The sequence below is a fragment of the Fibrobacter sp. UBA3718 genome (genome assembly GCF_002371935.1).
In the GTDB taxonomy this organism is placed as follows: domain Bacteria; phylum Fibrobacterota; class Fibrobacteria; order Fibrobacterales; family Fibrobacteraceae; genus Fibrobacter.
In genome coordinates this window covers 117,224-141,532 of record NZ_DFHR01000013.1, presented here as the reverse complement: position 1 = coordinate 141,532, position 24,309 = coordinate 117,224, and the positions used below count along the sequence as shown (strand labels likewise).

Annotated in this window: 22 protein-coding genes and 1 other RNA gene; 16 read left to right on the top strand and 7 right to left on the bottom strand. The window is 57.1% G+C overall.

Annotated elements, in window-relative coordinates; genetic code table 11:
- Nucleotides 1-5: 5 nt before the first annotated feature.
- From B4A77_RS03840 to hisD, 4 genes are read left to right on the top strand one after another with little or no spacing between them, the layout of a single operon-like run.
- Nucleotides 6-899: an NAD(P)-dependent oxidoreductase gene (locus B4A77_RS03840; RefSeq protein WP_290727112.1), complete on the top strand. Its 894-nt coding sequence runs from the start codon at nucleotides 6-8 to the stop codon at nucleotides 897-899.
- A 44-nt stretch (nucleotides 900-943) separates the two neighbouring features.
- Nucleotides 944-1,909, top strand: a complete 966-nt coding sequence (gene hemB / locus B4A77_RS03835) for a porphobilinogen synthase (RefSeq protein ID WP_290728200.1) — start codon at nucleotides 944-946, stop codon at nucleotides 1,907-1,909.
- A complete protein-coding gene (gene hemL / locus B4A77_RS03830; protein WP_290738464.1) occupies nucleotides 1,906-3,192 on the top strand; it encodes a glutamate-1-semialdehyde 2,1-aminomutase in 1,287 nt (428 codons plus the stop codon). Before hemB ends, hemL begins: the two co-directional genes overlap by 4 nt.
- 31 nt (nucleotides 3,193-3,223) lie before the next feature.
- Complete coding sequence (hisD, locus tag B4A77_RS03825; RefSeq protein ID WP_290728197.1) at nucleotides 3,224-4,513, top strand: histidinol dehydrogenase; 1,290 nt, start codon at nucleotides 3,224-3,226, stop codon at nucleotides 4,511-4,513.
- A gap of 72 nt (nucleotides 4,514-4,585) precedes the next feature.
- Here the strand turns inward: hisD and B4A77_RS03820 are convergent, their stop codons facing one another.
- From B4A77_RS03820 to B4A77_RS03805, 4 genes are all read right to left on the bottom strand, one after another.
- A complete protein-coding gene (locus B4A77_RS03820; protein WP_290728195.1) occupies nucleotides 4,586-5,845 on the bottom strand; it encodes a CobW family GTP-binding protein in 1,260 nt (419 codons plus the stop codon).
- A 120-nt stretch (nucleotides 5,846-5,965) separates the two neighbouring features.
- On the bottom strand, nucleotides 5,966-6,850 hold the full coding sequence (locus tag B4A77_RS03815) for a phosphoribosylaminoimidazolesuccinocarboxamide synthase (RefSeq protein ID WP_290727118.1): 885 nt from the start codon (nucleotides 6,848-6,850) through the stop codon (nucleotides 5,966-5,968).
- Between the two features lie 33 nt (nucleotides 6,851-6,883).
- Nucleotides 6,884-9,430: an ATP-dependent helicase C-terminal domain-containing protein gene (locus B4A77_RS03810; protein ID WP_290738461.1), complete on the bottom strand. Its 2,547-nt coding sequence runs from the start codon at nucleotides 9,428-9,430 to the stop codon at nucleotides 6,884-6,886.
- A 28-nt stretch (nucleotides 9,431-9,458) separates the two neighbouring features.
- Nucleotides 9,459-9,923: a hypothetical protein gene (locus tag B4A77_RS03805; RefSeq protein ID WP_173366802.1), complete on the bottom strand. Its 465-nt coding sequence runs from the start codon at nucleotides 9,921-9,923 to the stop codon at nucleotides 9,459-9,461.
- 107 nt (nucleotides 9,924-10,030) lie between these two features.
- Here B4A77_RS03805 and B4A77_RS03800 point away from each other — a divergent pair, with 107 nt between their 5' ends.
- The 3 genes from B4A77_RS03800 (at nucleotide 10,031) to B4A77_RS03790 (ending at nucleotide 12,752) form a co-directional block, all read left to right on the top strand.
- Entirely contained in the window at nucleotides 10,031-11,401 is a 1,371-nt protein-coding gene (locus B4A77_RS03800; RefSeq protein WP_290728189.1) for a POTRA domain-containing protein, read from the top strand.
- A 122-nt stretch (nucleotides 11,402-11,523) separates the two neighbouring features.
- Nucleotides 11,524-12,114 carry an inorganic diphosphatase gene (locus B4A77_RS03795; RefSeq protein ID WP_173366102.1) on the top strand — a complete coding sequence of 197 codons (591 nt, stop codon included), beginning with the start codon at nucleotides 11,524-11,526 and terminating at the stop codon, nucleotides 12,112-12,114.
- Nucleotides 12,115-12,344: 230 nt separating this feature from the next.
- A complete protein-coding gene (locus B4A77_RS03790; protein WP_173366103.1) occupies nucleotides 12,345-12,752 on the top strand; it encodes a hypothetical protein in 408 nt (135 codons plus the stop codon).
- Between the two features lie 113 nt (nucleotides 12,753-12,865).
- Here B4A77_RS03790 and rnpB read toward each other — a convergent pair.
- Nucleotides 12,866-13,240, bottom strand: an RNA gene (gene rnpB, locus B4A77_RS03785) — RNase P RNA component class A.
- A gap of 99 nt (nucleotides 13,241-13,339) precedes the next feature.
- On the opposite strand from rnpB, the gene B4A77_RS03780 reads away from it, so the two are divergent.
- Both B4A77_RS03780 and B4A77_RS03775 read left to right on the top strand, forming a co-directional pair.
- Nucleotides 13,340-15,040, top strand: a complete 1,701-nt coding sequence (locus tag B4A77_RS03780; protein ID WP_290738458.1) for a hypothetical protein — start codon at nucleotides 13,340-13,342, stop codon at nucleotides 15,038-15,040.
- A gap of 30 nt (nucleotides 15,041-15,070) precedes the next feature.
- Nucleotides 15,071-15,403: a hypothetical protein gene (locus B4A77_RS03775; RefSeq protein ID WP_290727124.1), complete on the top strand. Its 333-nt coding sequence runs from the start codon at nucleotides 15,071-15,073 to the stop codon at nucleotides 15,401-15,403.
- Between the two features lie 22 nt (nucleotides 15,404-15,425).
- On the opposite strand, the gene B4A77_RS03770 is transcribed toward B4A77_RS03775, so the two are convergent.
- Nucleotides 15,426-17,504 (bottom strand): ATP-dependent DNA helicase RecG, encoded by a 2,079-nt coding sequence (locus tag B4A77_RS03770; protein ID WP_290738455.1) that lies wholly within the window; start codon nucleotides 17,502-17,504, stop codon nucleotides 15,426-15,428.
- Between the two features lie 24 nt (nucleotides 17,505-17,528).
- Nucleotides 17,529-18,548 carry an MlaD family protein gene (locus tag B4A77_RS03765; protein ID WP_290738452.1) on the bottom strand — a complete coding sequence of 340 codons (1,020 nt, stop codon included), beginning with the start codon at nucleotides 18,546-18,548 and terminating at the stop codon, nucleotides 17,529-17,531.
- Nucleotides 18,549-18,632: 84 nt separating this feature from the next.
- Here B4A77_RS03765 and B4A77_RS03760 point away from each other — a divergent pair, with 84 nt between their 5' ends.
- The 7 genes from B4A77_RS03760 to B4A77_RS03730 all read left to right on the top strand — a co-directional run bounded on the left by B4A77_RS03760 (nucleotide 18,633) and on the right by B4A77_RS03730 (nucleotide 24,306).
- Nucleotides 18,633-19,763: a hypothetical protein gene (locus B4A77_RS03760; protein WP_290738449.1), complete on the top strand. Its 1,131-nt coding sequence runs from the start codon at nucleotides 18,633-18,635 to the stop codon at nucleotides 19,761-19,763.
- 57 nt (nucleotides 19,764-19,820) lie between these two features.
- Nucleotides 19,821-20,192: a 30S ribosomal protein S6 gene (rpsF, locus tag B4A77_RS03755; RefSeq protein WP_173366109.1), complete on the top strand. Its 372-nt coding sequence runs from the start codon at nucleotides 19,821-19,823 to the stop codon at nucleotides 20,190-20,192.
- A complete protein-coding gene (gene rpsR / locus B4A77_RS03750) occupies nucleotides 20,192-20,443 on the top strand; it encodes a 30S ribosomal protein S18 (RefSeq protein WP_173366110.1) in 252 nt (83 codons plus the stop codon). The genes rpsF and rpsR overlap by 1 nt, the downstream gene beginning before the upstream one ends.
- 14 nt (nucleotides 20,444-20,457) lie before the next feature.
- Nucleotides 20,458-20,904, top strand: coding sequence for a 50S ribosomal protein L9 (gene rplI / locus B4A77_RS03745; protein ID WP_173366111.1), 447 nt, complete (start codon nucleotides 20,458-20,460; stop codon nucleotides 20,902-20,904).
- A gap of 73 nt (nucleotides 20,905-20,977) precedes the next feature.
- Nucleotides 20,978-22,414, top strand: coding sequence for a hypothetical protein (locus B4A77_RS03740; RefSeq protein ID WP_173381482.1), 1,437 nt, complete (start codon nucleotides 20,978-20,980; stop codon nucleotides 22,412-22,414).
- A complete protein-coding gene (locus B4A77_RS03735; RefSeq protein WP_290727129.1) occupies nucleotides 22,414-23,136 on the top strand; it encodes a hypothetical protein in 723 nt (240 codons plus the stop codon). The genes B4A77_RS03740 and B4A77_RS03735 overlap by 1 nt, the downstream gene beginning before the upstream one ends.
- A gap of 54 nt (nucleotides 23,137-23,190) precedes the next feature.
- Nucleotides 23,191-24,306, top strand: coding sequence for an efflux RND transporter periplasmic adaptor subunit (locus B4A77_RS03730; protein ID WP_290738446.1), 1,116 nt, complete (start codon nucleotides 23,191-23,193; stop codon nucleotides 24,304-24,306).
- Nucleotides 24,307-24,309: the final 3 nt, after the last annotated feature.

Below are 24,309 nucleotides of genomic sequence, written 5' to 3'. Positions count from 1 at the left end.
TAGCAATGAAAGCCATCTTGATTATTGCTCATCATTGCATTTTGCCCGGAGCCTACAAGGGCTTCGAAGGTATTTTGGATAAACTTCATCATGATTTGCCCGGCACGCGAGTGGCAAGTACGAGCCTGTTGGATTTGGAAAACGACCTGCGCACGCTCCTCCGCGAGGATGTGGAATCGGTGACGCTCCTGCCTTTTTTGCTTTTGAACGGCCAGCATACGAAAAACGATGTTCCCCGTGTGGTCGCGAAATTGCAGGCGGAATACCCGCAGATTCCTATAACGCTTATGCCCTGCCTTGGTGACTGGAAGGAATTTGCAAGCATGGTCGTGGACGGCATCCGCAATGTCCAAAATGATCTTGCTCAAAGTGCCGCAGGTACGACCTCATACCCCAACGCTCCGCAGGAGCGCGCCCATAGCTCAAGCCTCTTCTCCATCGAACTGAATCTCGAAGGCAGGAACGTTCTTGTCGTGGGTGGGGGCCGCATCGCGCTGCGCAAGGTCAAGACGCTCCTCCCGACGGGAGCCCACATTACCGTGGTTGCCCCGCAGCTCGACCCCGAATTTACAACGATATCGTCTATCGTCTTGAAAAGCCGTCCCTATGAGCCGCTCGACCTTCGCGGGATCTTCATGGTCTTTATCTGCACCGACAAGCCCGCCGTCAACGCCCAGGTTTCTAACGATGCCCGTGCCCGCCGCATTCTGGTGAACAATGCCTGTGATTACCTCGACGGCGATTTCATCGTGCCCGCCCGCATGGATTTCGGCGAAAACATCGCCGTGACCGTCTCCACGCAGGGCCGCGCCCCCTCGCTTGCCAAGAAACTCAAGCAGAAAATCCAGGAGGATTGGGGCGAAAGCTTAGTGCAAGTCGAACGCGATTTTTTACATTAAACAATAATCATTCCACATCTAACATTCCACATTTCACACTTGATATGATTATCCGTCCTCGTCGCTTACGCAAGAATGAAACTATCCGCAACATGGTTGCGGAAACCGCAGTGAACCCCGATTCCCTCGTGTACCCGATGTTCGTGGTAGAGGGGGAGGGTGTCAAGGAAGAAATCCCCTCGATGCCCGGCCAGTTCCGGTTCTCTATCGATGAAATTCTCCAGGAACTTGAATCCTGCGTCATTGCGGGCATCAAGTCCATCCTCCTGTTCGGAATCCCCAATATCAAGGATGAGATGGCGACTTCGGCCTACGATGACGATGGCATCGTGCAGCGAGCGGTGCGCTCCATCAAGGCGAAGTTTCCCGACCTCTTCGTAATTACGGACGTATGTCTCTGCGAATATATGAGCCACGGCCATTGCGGAATCATCAAGGACGGCGACGTGGATAACGACCCGACGCTCGAACTCCTGGCGAAAACCGCTGTTTCGCATGCGCGCGCGGGGGCGAACATGGTTGCTCCTTCCGACATGATGGACGGGCGCGTGGCGGCAATCCGCGCAAAGCTTGATGAGAATGGCTATGCGGATACACCCATCATGGCCTACAGCGCGAAGTTTGCGAGCGCCTACTACGGCCCGTTCCGCGATGCTGCCGATTCCGCTCCACATTTCGGGAACCGCAAGAGCTACCAGATGGACGTGCGCAACGCTCGCGAGGCCCAGCGCGAAGTGGAACTCGACATCGAAGAAGGTGCCGACATCGTGATGGTGAAGCCCGGGCTTGCCTTCCTCGACATCTTGCGCCAGACTGCTGAAATCAGTACTGTCCCCGTGGCCGTCTACAATGTGAGCGGCGAGTACTCGATGGTGAAGGCTGCCGCGAAGATGGGCTGGATTGACGAGAATGCGATTATCCGCGAGAACCTGCTTGCGATGAAGCGCGCCGGTGCCGATATCATCATCACCTACCATGCGAAGGAAGCGCTCGAGAAGGGGCTGGTATGAACCGCACCTTGAGCGAAAAACTTTTTGCAGAAGCTAAGAACCTGATGCCGGGTGGCGTGAACAGCCCTGTTCGCGCATTCAGTAATGTAGGTGCGACGCCTCCGTTTATTGCCCGCGCGAAGGGCAGCCACATTTATGATGTGGACGGCAACGATTACATCGACTACGTGGGCAGCTGGGGCCCGATGCTCCTGGGACACGCTCACGACGCGGTAATCAGTGCTGTTGCAGAAACGGCGAAGAACGGCCTCAGTTTCGGGGCTCCGTGCGGGCTCGAATCCGAACTTGCGAAGCTCGTGATGAGCCTTGTGCCGAGTGTCGAGATGATTCGCATGGTGAACAGTGGGACCGAGGCGACGATGAGTGCCATCCGTGCGGCCCGCGGTTTTACCGGCCGCGACAAGATCGTGAAGTTTGAGGGCTGTTACCACGGCCATAGCGATAGCCTCTTGATCAAGGCGGGTTCGGGCATGCTCACGACGGGCAAGCCAAGCAGCAAGGGAGTTCCGGCGGATCTCGCGAAGTACACGCTCACGCTCCAGTACAATGATGTGGCAGGCGTTAAGGAACTCTTCGACAAGATTGGCGACGAGATTGCGGGGGTCATCGTGGAGCCTGTGGCAGGGAATATGGGGGTCGTGCCCGCGAAGCCCGAGTTCCTGCAGACGCTTTCCGCAGAAACCAAGAAGCACGGTGCGCTCCTGATTGTGGACGAGGTCATGACGGGTTTCCGCGTGGGCATCCACTGTGCGCAAGGGCTTTATGGCATTAAGCCCGACCTCACGACCTTCGGGAAGATTATCGGCGGCGGTATGCCCGTAGGTGCATACGGCGGCCGGCTCGACGTGATGCAGCAGATTGCGCCGCTTGGCGGAATCTACCAGGCGGGTACGCTTTCAGGTAACCCGGTCGCGATGGCGGCGGGGCTTTCCACTATGCGTGAACTGCATACTCACCCGGAGTACTACGTTCACGCCGAAGCGATGACGAAGCGCCTGATTGCGGGCCTCCAGGATGCGGCAAAGGCTGCAGGAATCCCGCTTGCTGCAAACCAGGTGGGTTCCATGGGCTGCATCTTCTTTACGGAAGGTCCGGTCTCATGCTTTGCCGATGTACAGAAGTCCGATTTGGAACTCTTCCGCAGGTATTTCCTCGGAATGCTTGAAGAAGGATTCTACTTTGCTCCAAGCCAGTTCGAAGCGATTTTTGTGAGTGCTGCGCATACCGAAGATGAGATCGACCGCACAGTCGAGGCTGCGCACAAGGTTTTCAAGTCCCTCTAAAATTCTATATTTGGCGAAAAAGGTGGAATTTATGCAAATCGTAAAAGTTACTCCGAAATCTGCTGAAATTGAACGCATTTGCGGGCGCGAAGTCGCCCCGAGCAAGGAAATTCACGACAAGGTGATGCAGATCCTTGCCGACATCAAGAAGGGTGGCATCGCGAAGGCGACGGAATACGCCCAGAAGTTCGACGGCCTAAAGGGCAAGAACATCCGCGTGCCGGTTTCGGCCATCGCGAAGTCTGCCGCCAAGTGCCCGAAGGAACTGCAGAAGGCCCTGAAGCAGGCCATCAAGAACGTGCGCGATTTCCACCAGAACCAGATGGAAGAATCCTGGCTCATGGAAGGGAAGGACGGCGTCGTGCTCGGCCAGCGCATCCGCCCGATGAAGCGCGTGGGCCTCTACGTGCCGGGCGGTGCGGGAATCTACCCGAGCACCGTCATCATGAACGCTGTCCCGGCTCTCGTGGCTGGCGTGGAAGACATCGTGGTCGTGACCCCCATCAAGGGCGAAATCAACCGTGCTGTGGCATTCGTGCTGCAGGAACTCGGCATTGAAGAAGTCTACCACATCGGCGGCGCTCAGGCTATCGGCTTGCTCGCTTATGGTGCGAAGGATGCCAAGGGCAAGACCGTCGTGGAGCGCGTCGACAAGATTGTGGGACCGGGCAACGTTTTTGCGGCCATCGCCAAGAAGGAAGTCTTTGGTGTCGTGGACATCGACATGGTGGCAGGCCCCAGCGAAGTGCTCGTGATGGCCGACAACACCTGCGATCCGGACTTCGTGGCGGCAGACCTTTTGAGCCAGGCGGAACACGGTTCCGGCTTCGAGGCGGCCATCTGCATTACCGACAACATGGAAACCGCCCAGATGATTAGCGCCTGCGTGGATATCCAGGTGGAAAATTCCCCGAAGAAGGAACTCCTCGAGAAGGTGCTCGGCAACTTCGGGCGCATCCTCGTGGTGAAGGACTGGTTCGACGGAGTGGAAATAGCGAACCGCATCGCTCCGGAACACCTCGAAGTTATGACCAGCGAAGCGGAATCTATGGCGGCGCAAATCGAAAATGCGGGTGCGGTGTTTATCGGCCCGTGGTCCTCTGAGCCGGTGGGCGACTACTTCGCGGGCCCGAACCACGTGCTGCCAACCAACGGCACGGGCCGTTTCTTCAGCCCGCTCGGCGTGTACGACTTCTTAAAGCGCATGAGCATCATCCGCTACAGCGAGAAAGCCATCAAGAAGAACGCGAAGGCCATTGCCGCCGTCGCTACTGAAGAAGGCTTTATCCACCACGCTGCCGCGGTTCTCAAGAGGCTGTAGAGTCTGTTTCGATAGAAATATGCAAAAGCAAAAAAGCCGGCATTGCCGGCTTTCTTTGTCTCTGTAGGAACCTTATTCGCCGAGGCAGTTGTCCATCGCGGCGATAATCTTCTTCTTGTCCATGTGCTGGCCGATGAAGACAAGGCGGATGATGCGGTCACCGTACTTTTCGTCCCACACCTTTACGAGGTCCGGATTCTCGCGCAGCAGGCGCTTCTGCTCTTCTTCGCTCTCGCTGGCGAACCAGGGACCGAAATTCTGTGCGGAAGCCTGCTTGCCGGCCTGCTCGAACAGGTAGCTGTTGTTGCGTTCGTCCTCGAACCACACGAGGCCCTTGGTGCGGATGATGCTCGTGGGGTAGTTGTCGAGGAACGTCTCGAACTTGTCGCGGACTAGCGGGCGGCGGCGTTCGTACACGAACGTGCTGATGCCGTATTCGTCGCCATGCGGATGGTCCTTGTCGTGGTGGTGGCCGCAGTGGCACACGCCGTGCTCGTGGTCGCAGTGGCTATGGTCTTCGTGGTCGTGCTCATCGTCATGGTCGTGATGGTGGTGATGCTCGTGTTCGTCGTGGCCATCATCGTCGTCTTCGGGCTTCGTCTCTTTCATGAGTTCCTTCGCCCAGGCGGCGGAGTTCCCGACCTTCTCGAAGTCGAACTGCTTGGTATCGAGGATGTCCTTCATCTCGACCTTGCCGTAGTTCGTCTCGATCATCTTCGCTTCGGGCTGGAGCGCGCGGACAACCGCCTTCACGTGTTCGAGGTCGTTTTTGCTGATGGAATCGACCTTGTTCATCACGATGGTGTTGCAGAACTCAATCTGCTGGATAAGGAGGTTCGCGATGTCCTCTTCTTCGAGGTCGTTCGAAAGCAACTTCTGGCCGCCCGCGAATTCGTCGGCGAGGCGTGCGACGTCCACCACGGATACGACGTTGTCGAGGTGGCAGGCGAGGGGGCGTCCGTCGCGGCTCTGCAGCTGGCTGCCCGCCATGCAGATGGTCTGCGCGATAGGCACGGGCTCGCAGATGCCGCTCGCTTCGATGAGGATGTAGTCGAACTTGTTCATCTCGAGGAGTTCGGCAATCTGTTCCAGGAGGTCGGTCTTGAGGCTGCAGCAGATGCAGCCGTTGCTGAGCGGCACCACCTTTCCGGAATCTTCCTTCGTGATGTTCCCGCCCTTCTCGATGAGCGTCTGGTCGATGTTCACTTCGCCGATGTCGTTCACAATGACGGCGACGTGGTAACCCTGCTGGTTGTTGAGGACAAAGTTCAGGAGGGTCGTCTTTCCGGCTCCGAGGTAACCGGTGAGCAGCGTAATAGGTACAGATTTCATTTTCATATCCTTCGGATGAAAGTTTTTTTTCTAAAAAACGCAGACTGTTCAGCCTGCGTAGTTCAATCGGAATGTCACCCTGGAGCCGTAGGCGATAGGGTCCAGAATGACTTTTCCCAGTTACAATTCCGGCTGCTTGCCGGTGAGGCGCACGAAGATTTCTTCGTACTTCGCGAGCGTGTTCTTCACGACGTCTGCCGGGATTTCCGGACCCGGGTAGGTCTTGCCCCAGTCGAGAGTTTCGAGCCAGTCACGCACGTACTGCTTGTCGAAGCTTTCCTGGTTCTTGCCCACCTGGTACTTGTCGGCCGGCCAGTAGCGGCTGGAGTCCGGCGTGAGCACTTCGTCGATGAGCACGGTTTCGCCGTCGATTTCACCGAATTCGAACTTGGTGTCGGCGAGGATGATTCCCTTGCTGGCAGCGTAGTCGCGGGCCTTCGTGTAGATGTCGAGGGACATGCTCTTGAGTTCGGTGGCGACCTTTTCGCCCACGATGTCGAAGGTCTGTTCGAAGCTGATGTTTTCGTCGTGGCCGACGTCGGGCTTGGTGCTCGGCGTGTAGAGCGGAGTCTCGAGCTTCTGGCAGAGCTGCAGGTTGGAGGGAAGCACGTGACCGCAGATGCGGCCCGTCTTCTGGTAGTCCTTCCAGCCGGAACCCACGATGTAGCCGCGGACGATGCATTCCACGGAGTGGCGCTTCGCCTTCTTCACGATCATGGAACGGCCGCGGAGGTAGTCGGCGTGCTTCTTGAGCACTTCGGGGTATTCGTTCACGTCGGCAGTGATGAGGTGGTTCTTCATGCCGAGGTGCTTGAACCAGAACAGCGAAAGCTGGTTGAGGATTTTGCCCTTACCAGGGATCGGGGTGGGGAGCACCACGTCAAAAGCGGAAAGACGGTCGCTGGCGACCATCAGGAAGCTGTCGCCCAGGTCGTACATGTCGCGTACTTTGCCCTGGTGGAACAGCGGAACTTCGGTAATGGGGGTATCAAATTTTAGACTCATAGTGTCCCCAAATATAGCAATTTACTCGACTTGCTATTCGACTTTTTCGGGCCAGGGGTGCTTGGGGTAGCGGCCTCGGAGTTCCTTCCGGACTTCGGCGTAGGTATTCTGCCAGAATCCGGTCAGGTCCCAGGTTTTCTGGATGGTGCGGAAATTCGGGGCGAGGATGTCGTAGCGGACTTTTAGCTTGCCATCGGCGATTCGGTGTTCGCCGCGGAGCTGCATCAGGTCTTCGATTCGGGCGGATATTTCGACCAGTACGCCGTCTACGCTCTGGACAGACTTCCCGTCTTCGCTATTGTTGACGGGCTGGTAGCTATAGCGTGCGCGTTTGCCGTTCGGGAGCATGTAGTGGTCAGGGAAGGTCTTGTTGAGCCAAGGCAACATGGATTTGCCGAAATAATCTTCCACGATGCCCCGGTAGCGGTCCTCGTTGATATCGCGCAGCAGGAATTTCCCGCTGGTAAGTTCGTCGAATATCAGTTCCATGTCCTCGTCGTTGAATTCGGGAAGCCCGTATTCGGGGTATAGCTTTGCGGCGAGTCGCATCTTGGTGAGGAGAGTCTGGACAGCCTCGGTGAGGTAGCGTCCGCTCCAGTTTTCCTTTTCGATTTTTTCGCTCCAGGCGACGGCTGTGAGTTTTTTCAGTTCGTCGAGAACTTTCGGCGATGCTTCCTGCGTGAGGATTTCCTTGCGTGAAAGTTCGGTGCGGCCTCCGTCTGCGTTTGCCGTTTCGCGGATCTCGATACCGATGAACCGTTCCTGTCCGTTTCTCCAAAGGAGCTCGTAGCGGGTGGAGGCGCTTTCGCCTTCGAGCATCTCCTTTGCGATGGGGGCGTAGAGGTTGACCTTGAGTTCGGACTTGGTGGTCCCGGTACGGAGCATGCAGAGGGCAAGGATCGCATAGAGCGGTTCTGCAACCTGTAAACGGATGACGCTCTGGTTTGCGAGTTTGTATGCACTTCCGCTTGGGGTGGCAAGTCTGTCGGGAAAGGCTTTCAGAAGCTGCTTGCAGACAAAGGAATGGTTCCCGTCTGCCGATTCCGACGGGGCTAAGGTGTCCCTGTAATCGCGCAACTGACGGAGCGTAAACATGACTTCGCGAGGTGCTGCCGCTGTCTTTGATAGCGTATCGGCTGCGAGCGTCAGAATGTCGTAGGCGATTTTGCTTTTTTGCAAAAATTCGGTGCCGGAATGAATCCAGGCGAGAGCGGCGAGCAACAAGTCGGGAAGCTCGCTCTTGCTTTTTGCGGAAGCGAGGAGCAATGCGAGCGGGATGTTTGAAACGGGAGTGCGGATGGCCTTGAGACCTAGTTCGGTAATGGCGCCGTCCTTGAGCATTCCGAAACCTTCGAGGAGCTTGGTCGCCGCAATTTCTCGGGCTTCCGGAATCGCCGTCGGGAGCGTTATTCCTGTCCCTGCGGAGGACGGAATCTCACGTTCTAGCGCCGCTTTTTGCAGCAACAGTTCCGAGGGCTCTATCTGAGTGACTTCGGGGACGATTCCGCGCGGCATGCGCTTTTCGCTTTCTTCGCTCCACAGGCGTATGGCGCATCCGTTCTGCGTGCGTCCGCTACGGCCGCTTCTCTGGATGGCGTTCTGCATCGAGATGGGTAGCGTGCGGAGAACATTTACCTTTTCGCTGTCGTCGTAGAGGCTCACTCGTTCGATACCGCTATCCACGACGCCCGATACGTTCGGGACGGTGATGGATGTTTCCGCGATGTTCGTTGTGAATATGACCCGCGGGCGTTCGGTCGTTTCGAAAATGCGGTCTTGCGTTTCGCGGTCCTGTCCGCCGTAGAGTTCCAGGAATTCGGCGCTGTTTTGTCCGAGCGCTTCGGCGGCGGCGCTGTGGCAGCGGGCGATTTCGGCCTTGCCCGGCAAGAACACCAGGGTGGTCTGCCAGATATGGTTGTGGTAAAGTGTCTTGAGCGCCCGCACCACTTCGGCGTCGATGCCCACGCCCGATGTAAGCGACGTTCCCGTGGCGGGGGCCTGGTGGATAATTTGCACGGGGTAGAGCGGGTGGCCGAGCGTGAGGCATTTGACGCCGAGAACCGCTTCGAGTTCCTCGCGGTTCAGCGCCGCCGACATCACTGCAATCCTTGGCGCAGCCTTCTCCGGCTCTTGCTCTCGATTGACGGGGTTGGCCGGGGTCTTTCGATTGAAAAACGCGAACAGCAGGTCCATGTCGGCCTTGCGCTCGTGGTATTCGTCGAATACGATCCAGTCCGCATCCATTTTCCCGTGCAGGAGTTCCTGCAAGAAATTTCCGTAGGTCTGGAAGAGGATTCGCGTCCCCGCGCTCTTGCAGCTATCCTGCCTGAACTGGTAGCCGACGGTCTTTCCGCAGGGTTCTCCGTGCAGCTTCGCCGAAAATTGCGCCAAAGCTAACGCCGCAATCCTGCGCGGTTGCAAAACGACAACGCGTCCTGTGCAGTGCTTGCTTAAAAAGTAGGGGATGAATAGCGATTTTCCCGATCCCGTGGGAGCTTCGACAAGCAGGTTGCGCGACTCCAGGAGGGCCGCTTCCAGCTTGCCTTTTTCTTCGGCGAGGGCGAGGTCTTTGTAGGTCATTCAGCTCTAGTCGAGAGAAATGGACCCATTACCTCGGGTACTTGAGCTTTTCGCCGGTGGCAACGTCCATGTAGGGCGGTTTGCCTTCGCGGAACTTCTGGTTGATGACCAGGTTTTCGATGCGGCGGCGCAGTCCCTGTTCCGTCTTGCAGAAGAAGTACACGACCTTGTTGGTGCCCGGCACGAGGAACATGGCGAGCTTGTACTTCTGCTTCACCGCACGGCGGAAGAACATCATGTCTTCCTTTTTCGGCATCACGAGGTTGCTTCCTTCCTTCGTTTCGCAAATCATGTCGGCATCGGCGAGGAGGGCCTTCGACTTTTGCTTCAGGGCCGCGAAGTTCGGTGCGGTGTTTTTCTGGATGGTTTCAAGGTTGAATGCTCCGCCGCCTTCCTTGAGGGCCTTGCGGAGTCCGCGGAAAGCAAAAATGGCAAGAACGATGACAACGACTGCGATGAGCCAGGGCCAGTAGTTTGCAAGAAAATCAAGCATGGAAACCTCGGTGCTTCTCAAATTTTTGACGCTCCAAATATAGAAAAGGATAGGGCGTTTGGTGTGGGTTGCGGGCTTCGGAGAGGCGAATTTCTATATTTTGTAAGGTGAACCGAATTCGTAAAGTCGTATACATGGTCCTTTTCGCGCTTGTCTCGGCTGCATTTGCGGCTGCGGATTCGGCGTCTGCCGGTTGCGCGGATGGCCTGGTGGTCGCTTCGATCAACTTCGAAGGGCTCGTGCATACGAACTCCCGCGTGGTGGAGCGCGAACTCGTGAACCGCGTAGGAGAGCCTTTTGCTGCCGAAAAGTTCGAGGCTGAAAAGCTCCGCCTGCAGGACCTCGACCTGTTCACCGAGATTTCCGTTTCTTGCGAAAAGGCCGGTGAGCCTGCCGAACCGGGTCTTGTAAAACTCACATATTCCTTCAAGGAAATCTTCCGCTGGATTCCGGCACCCGCGGGCAAGAAGACCGACCGCGACGGTCTGATGCTCGGAGCCGCGCTTGCGAACATCAATGTGGCGGGCGAAGATATTCGGCTTGAGGTGCAGTACCGCACGACGGTGGACCCGTTCTTCGACAAGAACGAGGCCGCCTTCTATGCGAGTTCCCCCTACCTGTTCGGGCTTCCGCTCGGGTGGAACTTCGAGTTCCTCTTGACCGACAGTTACGACAACATCCGCGATTTCCAGGAAAAAAGCATCTTGCTCGACCTGGATTTGGAATACAAGTTCTTGCCGCACCTGTCGCTGCTGGGGACTGCCGCCTACCGTCGGTTGAGGGACTTTGCGAATCTTCCTGAATTGGGGCTTGGCTTTGCTTTCGATTATCGTGACAGCAAACTCGACACGCGCGATGGCGTGTATTTCGAATATATGCTTACGCACGTGGGCGCGGGTGAAGAATATGTTGCGTGCGGCGTCAATATCGAATCGGACGAATCAGGTGAACCGGTCGAAACGGAATCGCGCTTTTGCAACAGGGATAACGGCGAAAACTACTGGGAACTCCTGACCGATGCGCGTGCCTACAAGACCTTCGGGCGCTTTGTAACAGGTGCGACGGCGCTCGTGCGTTACCGTCCGGGCGAGGTGAAGTTCTATGATTATTACTACCATGGCGGTGCCAATACGTTCCGCGGGCACGAGGCCGACTCGGGCTCTCTCGGCGTCCACGAGGCACTCCTTACGTTCGAAGAAAGGTTCGTGCTTTTGGAACGCCGTTCCGCAAGTATTGCCGGCGTGAACTTCTTCTATGGGGTGCAACTTGTGGCCGGTCTCGACGGAAGCCTGCTCTGGGACAGGGGCCGCCCCGGCTGGGACGATTACGAGGGCGCCGTCTATGGCGGTGTGCATCTCGTGATTCCGGCACTCGACCGCATCCGCTTCGAGGTCGGCTACAGTCCCGACAGGGGAGAACCGGTGTTCTATTTCGGGCTGTTCGACAAGGTGACATCATCCAGGTGGCGCAGTCGGTAAATGGTTTTCTGCGAGCCGGAACACTTGACTATTTCATACATAAATGTTAAATTTGCGTTACTTTTTGAAGAATAAATAGAGAGTAAATAAAATCGGGCTCGACGTGGGCCCCTGGAGTATAAATGGCTATTAACTATCTCGATCTCCCTATCGGACGCAAGTATCCCTATGAAGTGGATTGCGTCGTGGAAATCGGCAAGGACACGAACCTCAAGTACGAGTACGATGAACGTCTGCATGTGTTCCGCCTGGACCGTTGCCTGCTCAGTTCGATGAGCTATCCTTGCACCTACGGATTTATCCCGAGCACCAAGGCAGACGACGGCGATGCGCTCGATATGCTCATCTACAGCCCTGCTTCCATGATGACGGGTTCCGTCTGCACCTGTCGCGTGATTGGCGCTCTCGACATGACCGATGGCGGCAAGAAGGACTACAAGGTGCTGGGCGTGCCGACATTCAACCCGCGCCCCATCAAGGATATCGGCGACGTGGACCAGATGTTCCTGCGCATTACGAAAAACTTCTTCCAGAACTACAAGGAACTGGAAGGCAAGGACGTGCAGATTGGGGAGTGGCAGGATGCCGCGTTCGCCCGTGAACGCGTGATTGCCGCGCACAGGGCCTATTTCCAGAATCAGGTCCAGATTCCCGAGACCTTCTACCAGGAACCGGAAAGCGCGGAACACCTCCCGCCCGACGAACTGATCTGATTGCGTTTGTATAGAAAAATCGCCGGATTATTCCGGCGTTTTTTTGAGGTGTTTTTTTTTGGATGCCTGGAGTGGGGCTTCGGTTGCATGTTGCTTTTTTCGGGTGTTTCTAGTCAAAAAAAATGGCGTTTTATCTAGTTTTTTTTCTATAGCCGTGCTTTTCGATGAAAAAAAAGTATATTTAGGCCATAGTTAATCAGTAAACATAAACTCTTATGAAAGGAGAACAAATGAAAAAGTCCCTTCTTGCAGTTATCGCTGCAACGCTTGTGCTTTCGTCTGGTGCCTGGGCAGGATTCTCTGTCCATGTGGATAACAGGAAGTCTGAACGCCGTAGCGATCCTCCTCCTCCGCCGCCGCGCGAACGCCTGGAATGCCGTTTCGAGAAGCCGGACTGCCGTCCCCGTGACCGCAGTTTCCGACTCGATTACCGCAACCGCCGTGTTCAGGTTGAAGGCCGCTGCGAACGTGGCGATGCCGAAGGCCGTTTCGATTACTACTGCAATGACGGTACCCGCTGGATGATCGTTGACTTCCACCGCAACCGTCCGGAACGCGTCGACTGCCTCGATCCGCGCCGTGGCCGTATGTTCGCCGCACGCAACGTGCGTGAATGCGTCGACATCCACGACCGCTAGTCTATCCTAAATTTTATAGACGGCCCCTCCCGTACGGAGGGGCTTATTTTATTCAAAATGAAGGGGCGGCTACGGTGAAAAGGAGAAGGCCCCCGCGGTTGGCGGGAGCCTTCAAGTCGGGTATCTATAAGCCGGGTTCTGTACCCCTTGCGGGGCGATGACCATCTCTCTGGGCCAGTCGTTACCGACCGCCTCAAGCGACCTACCCGGATATCCAACAGCCGCGGGCCGCAGCCGGTCCTTGCGGACGGATTCCTGCTTGGTCTTGCACCGGATGAGGTTTACCGTGCCGTCCCTGTCACCAGGAACGCGGTGAGCTCTTACCTCGCCATTTCACCCTTACCTTGCTCAGGCTTGCGCCCGAACCTGGCGGTTTGCTTTCTGTTGCACTGTCTGTCGCGTTTCCGCGCCTGGACGTTATCCAGCATCCTGCCCTGTGGTGCCCGGACTTTCCTCCAGCATTGCTGCCGGCGGCCATCCGCTACCCGCAGGCAAATTTAGAAAAATGGCATGGTTCGTGCAAGATGCGTATTTTCTATATTGTGCGTGTGCGTTTCTTGATTGCTTTTTCATTTCTTTTACTGCTTGTGGCTTTTCCCGTGGCGGCCGAATTGCCTGCTGCGGATTCTACCTCCCTTTTTCATGTGGATAGCATCGTCTACGATATCGGCGATGCGTTCGACGATTCCAAGGTGCATACCAAGTACGATGCGCTTGCCTATCGCTTCTTGAACTGGATCCATATCGAGACCCGCGAGCACACGGTCCGCAAGCTCCTCCTTTTTAATCAGGGCGATTTGGCGAATCTCGACCTGATGCTTGAATCGGAACGCTTCCTGCGCGAGCAGCGTTTCTTGAGCGACGCCTCCATTACGGTCTCCGAGGATGGCGGGAAAAACATCGTGAATGTGCATACGAGCGACAACTGGACGCTGACGATTCCGGTTAGTTTCGGGTTCAGCGGCAGCGAATGGAGCTACGACAATTTCAACTGGGGTGTCGGCGTGCAGGAAAGCAACTTCCTCGGCCTCGGCCAGTTGCTCGGGTTCTATTTCGGGCATAACGAGTTTCGCGACATGTGGCAGGTGGAATACGGCGACCCGCATTTCATTTTCCGCTACAACCATCTCGATTTTCTCTACAGCTACAATACCGACGGCTACCTCGCGAGCTGGCAGATGTATGTGCCGTTCCTCAGCCGGAGCGTGAACCAGTGGGCCTACACGCTTGCAGGCCTCAAGAACGAGAGCTATTACTACGTTTATGGCAGTGGCGACATGCCTGCCGGGGCAGTTGAGTACCCGACGGACAAACCCCTGGATTCCTTGCAGAAATATAACGGCAAGAAAACGGTCGAACTCATGCAGGTAAAGAAGTTCGTGAGCGACTCGCTGAGCTTCAGGATTAGCCGTTCCTTTGGCGGAACGCAGCGTAAGATTTACCTCGGTGCGACTTACGACTACCGCAGGCTTACCGCGAGCAAGGGAGAACTTTCGCGGTACTTGTTTACCGATGGCGAAAAGTCCTATGCCATCGATTCGGCCTCGGCATGGAACGAATGGCTTCCGGAACGCAAGGATTCGAGGCTCGGCGCTTACGTTATGTATTCGAACCTGCGCTACGAGAAGATCCGCAACTTCCACAATGCGAAGTGGACCGAGGACGTGGATCGTGGCTGGACGGCGAAGGTGCAGGTTTCCAAGAACTACGAGCAGATCGGGGCTGCCGATAACGACATCCGGTTCGATTTCTGGATGAATCTCTACCTCGGTTTCGGCATGCACCACCTGACTCTTTCGTCGAATGCGCATTTTTACCTGGACCATGGCGAAAAGCACGACTTTTTCGGCCGGCTCAAGGGAGAATACATTTTCCACCCGAATGACCGGTTCTCGACGGTGCTGACCGGGCTTGCCGACTTCTATGACGATGCGCGCCTTGGCTACCAGCTTTCGCTGGGCGGCTCCGACGGCTTTGTTGGTTTCCCGACCGGATATTACACGGGACAGGCGAGGGTCTACGGCAGCCTTGAACAGCGCTGGTTCCCGCGATTCGAAATTCTCACGCTGGTTCCCGTTTTTGTCGGGTATGGAAGCATCGGCGAAACGGCGTGGAACTTCTCGGATATCAACCGCGACGACCTGGTCTATGTGCTTGGGCTAGGCGTTCGATTTGTACAGACCAAGTCCATCTCCAGGCTGGTGAACAAGGTCGACGTGAGTGTGCCCCTGAACGGGGAGCGCAAGGGGGATCTGCATTACTCCATTACGACGAGCTACTCGTTGTAGCGTCTCCCATCCTTTTGTATATTTTCGATTATGGATGAACAAAAACAAAACGAGGTCCGTTCCCTGGCGCGCAAGATAAAGTCCATGTTCCTGCGTGTAGAGGTCATCATCGGCTTTTTTGCGATGGTGGCGGGCATTGTCGTTACGGTGATGGTCTGGAACGAGGGCTATTTTGCGGGGGCGCTGATGATGGTGCTTACGGGTATCCTCAACATGTTCCTCGCTGTCAAGGAACTGATTGCGCCGACGGACGGCATCCTGCATTGGCAGGCGGTGTTCTTCATGATCGTGCGCCGCGCCATGTTCTTCTTGAATATCGCGCTCCTTGCGCTTGTGCTCGGCACGTTCACCAATTTGATTTAATTGCTGCTCGAAACGCGCAAGCCTAGTGCACGCCGTCTTCGTTTGCGAATTCCTTTTCGCCGTACCAGGCCTGGATTTTCATGCGGGCGCTTTCGTCGAATGAACCCGAATCCTTCAGGATGTGTTCTGCCGTTTCGAGCGTCTGGCTGATGAGTTCCTGGTCGGCGATCCAGTCGAACCAGCGGAACACCCATGCGCCGCTCTGTTCGTTGCCTTCGAGGTTGCCTGCGCCGCGGTTTTGCAGGTCGAGTTCGGCAATCTCGAAGCCATCTTCGGTTTGCGAGAACTGCGATAGCCGTTCCATGCTGGAATCCGCCGCGTCGCCCTCGGGAATCATCAGGAAGCACCATGCCTGGGCATCGCCCCGGCCTACACGGCCGCGCAGCTGGTGCAGCTGCGCCAGACCGAATCGGTCTGGCTGGTCGATGACCATGAGGTTCGCTGCGGGCACGTTCACGCCGACTTCGATGACGGTCGTCGCTACGAGAATGTGGATTTCGCCTTTCGCGAATCTTGCGATGATGTCGTCGCGCTGCGCCTCGTCCATCTGGCCGTGGACTCCCGCGACCTTGAGCGTTGCTCCTCCCGGGATGGCCCTGCCCGGCCCCGCGATGTAGTTCCTCAGTTCATCGACAATTTCGTCGACGCTCCGGGCGCTACCTTCCTCGTCCGTGCCGACGCGGCTCGCAATCCAGTAGCAGAGGTTCCCGCCGGCGGCTTCCGTGCAAATGAATTTCTTCATGTCGTCGCGCTTGCTTGCGTTTACGAGGCGCGTCTTGATGGGTTTCCGGCCTGCGGGCTTTTCCTTGATGCTTATGACCTTCAGGTCGCCATAGAGCGTCATCGCGAGACTTCGGGGAATGGGGGTGGCGCTCATCACGAGCATGTCGGGGTAGTCGCCCTTGGCAAGAAGCGCTTCGCGCTGGCCTACGCCGAAGCGGTGCTGTTCGTCGATGATGACGAACCCGAGCTTCGCGAATGTGACATCCTTGCTGAACAGCGCGTGCGTGCCGATGACGACGTTTGCAAGTCCCATCTGCAGTTCGCCGAGGATTGTCTTCTTTTCTGCGGCGGGGGTGGCGCCTACCAGCAGGCGCACGCTGAGCCCTGCCGCGTCAAAAAACGGCTTGAGGCTCTTGAAGTGCTGCCGCGCGAGGATGTCGGTCGGGACCATGAGGGCGCATTGTTCGCCCGCGCCGCATACGGCCATTATCGCAAGCATCGCTACAACTGTCTTTCCGCAGCCGACGTCGCCCTGCAAAAGCGCGTGGAACTGCTTTTTGCCGTTGAGCCCCGCGACAATCGTGTCGAGAGCCTCTTCCTGTCCGCGCGTGAGCGAGAACGGCAACCTTGCTTTTGCGGCCATTACCGTCCCGAGGTCGATTTGGCGCTCGTGACCGCGCAGTTTCTGGTTCTCGCGGCGCTTGACCATGCGCAGGCAGAACGGCAGTAGCTCGAGTACCTTGAGTTCGCGTTTCGCCTTGTAGATCGACGGGAAATCCTGCGGCTGGTGCAGCGTGCGGAGATTCGCCATGACGGGCGCGAAATGCAGGTAGTCGGTCAGTTCCCTGGGGCATAGCCCGGAGAGCGTGAGCCCCGGGAAGTTGAAAACCGTCTTGTAGAGACCGCGGAAGAACTTCTGTTCCATCCGGGCTTCGCGGCAGGCTTCGCTGATGGGGTAGATGGGCTGGATGCAGCCGTTGAATTCTTCTCCTTCGTCGATAGGCTGCAGGTCGGGATGCGTTATTTGCAGTCCGCGGTATTCACCGACCTGGCCCGTGACGAGCCAGCGGGTGCCGTTCTTGATTTTCCTGGCCCAGAAACTCGTGCCTCGGAAAAAAAGCAGCTGGATTTCGCCGGAGCCGTCGGTGAGGGTGGCGATAAATCTGGAACTGCGCCCCCGCACGATTCCGGAACGGCTGATGGTGCCGATAAGCACGACCTTTTCGCCCGGATGGCAGTTGCCGATGGTTGAAACCTTGGTCTGGTCGAGATAGGTGCGCGGTATATTGTAGAGGAGGTCCGCGATGGAGACTAGCCCCGATTTACGGAGAGCCTCGACGCGTTTGGGGCCGAGTCCTGGAAGCTGTGAAATTTCCATGGGTGGAGCCTTCTTGCTTGCGCGTTACTCGCTCTCGGCGGGGCCGGAATCCGGAAGGCTTTCTCCTTTTTCGGCACGGAGTTTCGCCTTTTCGCGGGCTGTCTTGCCGATAAGGTTCGTGTTCTTCCAGGTGAAGAGCCTGACTTCTTTGCCCTGGTCGTCGTACATCTTGACGCCCTTCGTGTCGATGGCGGCGATGAGCGCCTGCGTCTTCTTGACAAGGTCGTTCGCGCGGTCGACGAGGTCCTTCGTGTTCAGGAGCTTGTCCACGGCGGGGGTGCTCTCGATGGTTGCGATAATCTGTTCGGCCTTCTTCGTGCCTTCGGTGATGGCGTGGATGGCGCTGTCGGCCTGCGCAATTTTCTCGTTGAGGGCGTCCGTCGTCACCTTGACGGTCGTGTCCACCTGGTTTGCCATGTCGGTTACGGAATTCGCCGCTTGGTTCAGCTGTCCTACAAGCTGCTTGATGGCGGGGGAGAGCTTGTCGAGAGTCTTGTCGGCATTGTCGAGGATCCCTTCGGTCGTCTGCATCACGGTCTCGTAGATTTCCTTTACGGACTTGTGGGTGGAGTCGCCCTCGGTAATGAGCGTGATGACCTCGCGCACGTGGTTAAGCTGTTCGTTGACGTCTTCCATGTAGCGGAGCGCCTCGGCGATGCCGGGCTCGAAGTTGCCCTGGTGGATAAAGTCTTCGGGGAGGACCTTGCCGTTCTTGTTCGGGACGATTTCGAGCCTGCGCTGGCCCATGATGGCGTAGTTCACGTTGTTGAACTTCGTGCCCTCGCGGATGGTGCGGGGCTCGTCGAACTTGATTTCCACGCGGGCGCGGTCGCCCAGCCAGGTCACCTTACCGATGGTGCCCACGGTGTAGCCGCGGATGACCACCGGGTCTTCGGGCTGTAGCGACCCGAGCTCCTTGAAGTCGACGTAGGCCTTGTAGGTGACCTTTTCGTGTGCCTCGAACATGCCGTAGGCGATGCCCGCGAACAGCCCAAGTAGGGCGAGTAGCGAAAAGTAGCCGATAGCCTTGTCCGAAATTTTCATGTGGTGAAATTTAACAAAAAAACGAGAAAAAGGCGTGATTCGCGCCCGAAAAAACATATATTCCTATGTAGTGAGGTGTGCTCTATGGGTACAGGAAAATGTCTTTGGCGTTCAGTTTCGATTTTGGCTTTCGCGTGCACGGTTGCCTTTGCCGAGGAATCCCCGCGCGATACCTTCGGCATAGAGAAGTTCTATCCCACGAAGTCGGGTACTGTCGAATGGAATTCGGCGCACTGGGCTAACGGCCATGCGCGCGGTATCGAATGGGATGGCGATGCCGACGATCCGCTGGAATGGACGGACAACCGTAGCGCGGGCGACGCGTCTCCCTTCTTCAAGATAGACGGCAAGGGTGTCATGCAGATGATGAGTTCCGGCCCGCGCTTCCATATCAACAGCCAGACGTCTCGGGCCGCAAAGAAGCAGTTCTATCGCGACGTGGAGTTTACCGCCTACTACCGCAGGGGCGAGGCTTCCGCAAACGGCCCCGACTACGGCGGCATGGTGATGGGCGTGCGGAGCGGCGCGCTTGGGCATGCGAGCGGCGGGGGCAACAACTGCGATGCAAATACATACTATGCGCGCTTTAGGCACGACGGCAAGTGGGATTTCGAGAAGGAATGGAAGCACCCCGGCAGCTACTACCAGAGCGAGGGCGTTGTGGGCAAGCAGACGCCTCTTTGGGGTGGCGCGAAACTCCCGACCGACCGCTGGATTGGCATGAAGTTTATAGTGTACAATAGTGCATACCCGGATAATGGTGGCCCCGACGAATCTAGGACATCTGTCCGTCTGGAACTCTACATTGACTCGATCTCGAACGGCGAGCCTGCAAACGCCAAGTGGGAGAAGGTAGGCGAGGCGCTCGACGAGGGGAAGGACTGGTCGGGGGCCTCGGGCGGGGCCGCGAAAATCGACGGCTGCAAGGATTATAACGGTCTCGAGGACGCCCTCGCGCCTATCGTCGAGGGCGGGGGAATAGCCCTGATGCGCACCGACGGCAACCAGAGCAACGTGGTCCAGGGCGAATATAAATATGTAAGTATCCGCGAAATCGACCCGGAGGGCTCGTTCGGGGATGGTCCGACCTCCATCCGCCGTTCCCCCTACACGTACAGGGGCGTTTTTCCCTCGAAAGCGGCCAAGTTCGACCTCAAGGGCCGGTCCGTGTTGACAAAAAGGCCTCGTTTTCTATATTTGCCGCACCGATTTTAGTCGGAACCCTCCCGGAGCCAATGTCGGTAGCCGGGCGATAGACCAAAGGGACTCATTATGAGACAATACGAAACGATGGTTATCATCGACGCTATGATCTCTGACGACGCCATCAACGCTGAAGTCGAGAACATCGGTGCCATGATCACCAACGGCGGCGGTGAAATTCTCCGTCGCGACGACTGGGGCAAGCGCAAGCTCGCCTACACCATCAACAAGCGCCAGCACGGCTACTACGTGATTTTCTACTACAAGGCCGAAGCCTCTGTGGTGGCGAACATGGAAGCTGCCCTCAAGCTGAACGAGAACGCTCTCCGCTGGATGACCCTCGCTGATTATCCGATGAGCGAAATCGTCTACAACCAGGATATGGCTCAGTCCACCGAGGAAATCATCCCGGTCGACGCAGAAGAAGGGGAGGCTGAATAATGGCTTTTGAAGACAAGAAACAGGCTCCGCGTATCCGCCGCAAGAAGACTTGCTGGTTCACGGAAAACAATGTCAAGTTCATTGACTACAAGGACGAGAAGACTCTCCGTCGCTTCATCTCTGAACGTGGCAAGATTATCCCGCGTCGCATCTCCGGCACGTCCGCCAAGTACCAGCGTATGCTGAACGAGGCTATCAAGCGCGCCCGCCAGATGGCCATTCTCCCGTTCGTTTCGGACAGCCTGCGCTAAGGAGGAACTAGACTATGGAAATTATTCTTAAAGCCAATGTTCCCCACTTGGGCAAGATGCTCGACGTCGTGAAGGTGAAGGACGGCTATGCCCGTAACTTCCTCTTCCCGCGCAAACTCGCCGTCCGTGCTACCAAGGAAGCCAAGGCCCAGATCGAAAGCAACCGCGCCGCCCTCGAGGCCCAGTTCCAGAAGGAACTCGCCGCCGCCGGTGACGTCGCTGCCAAGCTCTCCCAGGTTTCTGTCAACCTCGAACGCCGCGTCGTGGAAGGCGAACGTCTGTACGGTTCTGTGACCGCTGCCGACATCGCCGATGCCATCACCAAGCAGGGTGTCAAGGTCAGCCGTGCTCAGGTTGCCCTCGAAGAGCCCATCAAGCAGCTCGGTGTCTACACTGTCACCATCAAGGTGTTCAGCGACGTAGAAGCTCAGGTCAAGGTTTGGGTGGTCGCTGAGAAGTAATAATTCTCGCAACTACAAAAACTTTTAAAAGTCGCTCCTGTTATGGGGGCGATTTTTGCTATTTTAAGGCTATATGCGTAAGTTCGCTCTTTCATTTGTGGCCTGCGTGGCCAGTGTCTTTGTGGGCCAGTCCCTTGCCCAGCCCCGCGACCTGTTCGCGGAGTTCGAGGCCGAAAACGAGGCTGCCCAGGAGGTTTCCAGTTCCTCGGTGGTGTTATCCTCGTCGAGTGTCGCCGTTTCTTCTAGCGCGGTTGCCTCGTCTTCCAGCGTACCCGTTTCGCCGTCGAGCGCCCCGCTCTCGTCTTCTGCCGAACAGCCTGCCGCTCCGGCTGATTCTGCTGCCCCCGCGGTTGCCGACACGACCGCCCCCGCTGTGGCGGACACGGCTGCTCCTGCCGATACGGCGGTTGCCGACTCCGCTGCCGGCGATTCCGCGATGCAGATGACTCCCGAGGAGGCATACGCTGCAGAGATGAAGAGGCTTTCCGAAGAGAACCGTATCCGCGATTCGCTTGCTGCCCTCAGCTCCAGCAGTTCCGAACAGCCGGCTCCGGACATCTCTTCCAGTTCCATGAGCCGCCGCGACCTTCTCGGTCCGGTGAAGGTGTCCAAGGTCTACGGCATTGACGAACTCAAGGGCCGTTACAAGAGCCCGCGCAAGGCGCTGTTCATGTCGCTCGTGGTTCCTGGTTCGGGCCAGCTCTACGTGGGCGGGTCCACGTTCACCTATGTCCGCGGTGGCGCCTACCTCGCGCTCGAGGCCGCCCTTTGGACCAGCTGGGGCTATTTCTCGGTCTACAAGTATAACGACCAGGTCGACAAGTACAAGAAGTTCGCGAAGAAGCACTATTCCATTGGCCGCTACGAGGCCGGCATGCGCGAACTTTACGGCCAGCTCTCGGACGAGACGGAAGAATCGCGCTTCGAGACCCGCTACATGAACAGCCGCGAGGCGTTCTGCGAGGCCATCTATGGCGATGCGGGCAACTCGGGATGCTACACGGCGGGAAGGCTCTTCTATAAGGACAAGGCGCATACGGACCGGTTCTCCGTCTCGAACGCGTCGGCGCTGGAAGATGCTTCGCTTGGCGATGAGACCAAGGCGGTGGGCGCATTCTTCGATGCTTCCGCCCTGTTCCAGCAGATTTCTGACAAGACCTATGTGCTCGGCTGGGACGATGTGGAAGACCCGGCGGTGGCCATCAACCTTGGGCTCGAGGACGACGAACTGGAAGACGGAATCGTCCCGCTGGGAAAGTCGTCCAACATGGACAAGTACCGTTCCATGCGCAACAAGGCGAACGACTACGCCGATTTGCAGGTGTGGTTCTTTGGAGGTCTTATCCTCAACCATATTATCTCGGCGGTTGACGCTGCGTTTACGGCCAATGCGCACAACAAGGCGCTCTATTCCGAAGAACTTTCGTGGTACGACCATCTCCACTTCGACAGCTACGTGAACATATTCAACGGACTCGACGTGGGCGTGCAGGCTAGCTGGGGATTCTGATGCGGCTGATCCTGTCGGTTCTCCTGGGAGTCCTCGTTGCCTCGTCTGCCGCTTTTTCGCAGGTCGTGATTTCGGTCGACGAGAGCGTGAGCAAGAACCAGGACAAGAGTCTGTGGTTGGCGTTGGGCGCATCTGCTCTCTTGCCAGGCATGGGCGAACTTTACTTGGGCGAGAAGTCTCTTGTGCGGCCTTTTGTATGGACTGATGCGGCCCTCTGGCTTACGACTTTCGGTTCGTATTTTATTGGCGAAAAATACATCGCTTCGGCGCATTCCTATGCTGTCCGGTATGCGGGACTCACGAGTTCTAGCAAGAAAATCTCGATGCTCAATACGGTGGGCGACTACCGGAGCCGTGGTGGCGTTGCGGGGCAGAATTCCTCGCCCGACATGGACGAGGACTACAACCAGGCGATGATCCGCGCGGGCAAGGATGTCAACAGCGAACTCGACGAGAGCATCCAGTGGGACTGGGGAAGTTCTGACAATCCCGAGACGACGGAACATATCGACGAGTTCAAGAGTCGTTTGCGCCATTACCGTGTTAGCCGCATTATTTTCCAGGTGTCGGTGGGGGCGCTGGTGCTGAACCGCGTCGTCTCCATGCTCGATGCCATGCGCATCTACCGCGCGACGTCCTCCAAATCGTTCACGGAGCGCTTCAAGGTGACCCCCGAGTTCTATGAAGACGGCAGCGGGCTTCTTTTCAATGTGAAATTTTGACCGGGGAATTTCATTTAAATGCAACCATTAGTACCCGATATGCATCTAAATCGCGTGAAAAAGTTTATTGTATTCGTTTTTGTAGCCCTTTTCCTTGCCGCCTGCGGTGGCGAAGATTCCGCTGCGAGCGGTGCGAAGGGTGCCGGTGTTCCGGGCAAGGGTGGCCCGAGCGGGAAAGGCGGACCGGGAGGCAGGCCTGCACGCGAGATTGCTGTGGAAGGCTATATTGCCGAAGCCCACGAGGGCGGCAAGACGTTCTCTGCGATGGCGACGCTCGAACCCCTCAACAGTGTGGAACTGACCGCGGCAACATCCGGCAGGCTCATGAACCTTTACGCGAAGGATGGCGCCCAGGTGCAGAAGGGCTCGCTCCTTGCAAAGATTGACGATTCTGAATTGAGGGCGCAGCTCAAGCAGGCGGAATCGAACAAGCAGCTTGCCCAGCAGAAGTACGACCGCGCGAAGGGACTCTACGAGAAGGACGGTGCGACTAAGGCCGACATGGAAGCGGCGGAAGCGTCGCTCAAGTCTGCGGAAGCGTCGGTGGAACTCATCAGGGCGCAGATTGCGAAGACCGAAGTTCGTGCCCCGTTCGCTGGCAAGCTCGGTTTCGTGAACGTTTCGGTGGGCGCGTGGCTCACGACCGGGACCTCGGTCGCGACTCTCAGCGAAGTGAAGAAGTTGAAGGCGAAATTCGCCCTCCCGCAACGCTATGCATCGGCCCTCAAGCCGGGCGATGCCGTGGAACTCAAGGACGAGGAACGCAATATTTCCGCAAGCGGCAAGGTGAAGGCCCTGGAAGCGGGACTTTCGGAAAGTAGCCGTACCCGCCAGGTGCTGGTGGAAGTCAATAACGCGGGGGGCGAACTCCTTGCAGGTTCTTACGCAAAAGTGAACGTGACTATGCAGGCGGGAGTCGCAAAGAGCATCCCGATTCCGGCCGAGGCGTTCACGCTGGACAAGGACGGCGCCTACGTGTTCGTGGCTACGGGCGGGAAGGCGAAAATCAAGCACGTACAGACCGGGCTCCGCACGCCGATTACGGTCGATGTGACCGGAGGGCTCGACGAGGGCGATACCGTGATTACTTCGGGCCTCATTAGCCTGCGCGAAGGCATTTCTGTGCGCATTCGTGAAATCCGCCACAACGCCGATTACGAAGTGGAGTAAACG

What these genes read in the sequence shown, in the direction of transcription:
- B4A77_RS03840 (WP_290727112.1), top strand. Translation starts at nt 6, where the DNA reads ATGAAAGCCATCTTGATTATTGCTCATCATTGCATTTTGCCCGGAGCC.
- hemB (WP_290728200.1), top strand. Translation starts at nt 944, where the DNA reads ATGATTATCCGTCCTCGTCGCTTACGCAAGAATGAAACTATCCGCAAC.
- hemL (WP_290738464.1), top strand. Translation starts at nt 1,906, where the DNA reads ATGAACCGCACCTTGAGCGAAAAACTTTTTGCAGAAGCTAAGAACCTG.
- hisD (WP_290728197.1), top strand. Translation starts at nt 3,224, where the DNA reads ATGCAAATCGTAAAAGTTACTCCGAAATCTGCTGAAATTGAACGCATT.
- B4A77_RS03820 (WP_290728195.1), bottom strand. Translation starts at nt 5,845, where the DNA reads ATGAAATCTGTACCTATTACGCTGCTCACCGGTTACCTCGGAGCCGGA.
- B4A77_RS03815 (WP_290727118.1), bottom strand. Translation starts at nt 6,850, where the DNA reads ATGAGTCTAAAATTTGATACCCCCATTACCGAAGTTCCGCTGTTCCAC.
- B4A77_RS03810 (WP_290738461.1), bottom strand. Translation starts at nt 9,430, where the DNA reads ATGACCTACAAAGACCTCGCCCTCGCCGAAGAAAAAGGCAAGCTGGAA.
- B4A77_RS03805 (WP_173366802.1), bottom strand. Translation starts at nt 9,923, where the DNA reads ATGCTTGATTTTCTTGCAAACTACTGGCCCTGGCTCATCGCAGTCGTT.
- B4A77_RS03795 (WP_173366102.1), top strand. Translation starts at nt 11,524, where the DNA reads ATGGCTATTAACTATCTCGATCTCCCTATCGGACGCAAGTATCCCTAT.
- B4A77_RS03790 (WP_173366103.1), top strand. Translation starts at nt 12,345, where the DNA reads ATGAAAAAGTCCCTTCTTGCAGTTATCGCTGCAACGCTTGTGCTTTCG.
- B4A77_RS03775 (WP_290727124.1), top strand. Translation starts at nt 15,071, where the DNA reads ATGGATGAACAAAAACAAAACGAGGTCCGTTCCCTGGCGCGCAAGATA.
- B4A77_RS03770 (WP_290738455.1), bottom strand. Translation starts at nt 17,504, where the DNA reads ATGGAAATTTCACAGCTTCCAGGACTCGGCCCCAAACGCGTCGAGGCT.
- B4A77_RS03765 (WP_290738452.1), bottom strand. Translation starts at nt 18,548, where the DNA reads ATGAAAATTTCGGACAAGGCTATCGGCTACTTTTCGCTACTCGCCCTA.
- B4A77_RS03760 (WP_290738449.1), top strand. Translation starts at nt 18,633, where the DNA reads ATGGGTACAGGAAAATGTCTTTGGCGTTCAGTTTCGATTTTGGCTTTC.
- rpsF (WP_173366109.1), top strand. Translation starts at nt 19,821, where the DNA reads ATGAGACAATACGAAACGATGGTTATCATCGACGCTATGATCTCTGAC.
- rpsR (WP_173366110.1), top strand. Translation starts at nt 20,192, where the DNA reads ATGGCTTTTGAAGACAAGAAACAGGCTCCGCGTATCCGCCGCAAGAAG.
- rplI (WP_173366111.1), top strand. Translation starts at nt 20,458, where the DNA reads ATGGAAATTATTCTTAAAGCCAATGTTCCCCACTTGGGCAAGATGCTC.
- B4A77_RS03740 (WP_173381482.1), top strand. Translation starts at nt 20,978, where the DNA reads ATGCGTAAGTTCGCTCTTTCATTTGTGGCCTGCGTGGCCAGTGTCTTT.
- B4A77_RS03735 (WP_290727129.1), top strand. Translation starts at nt 22,414, where the DNA reads ATGCGGCTGATCCTGTCGGTTCTCCTGGGAGTCCTCGTTGCCTCGTCT.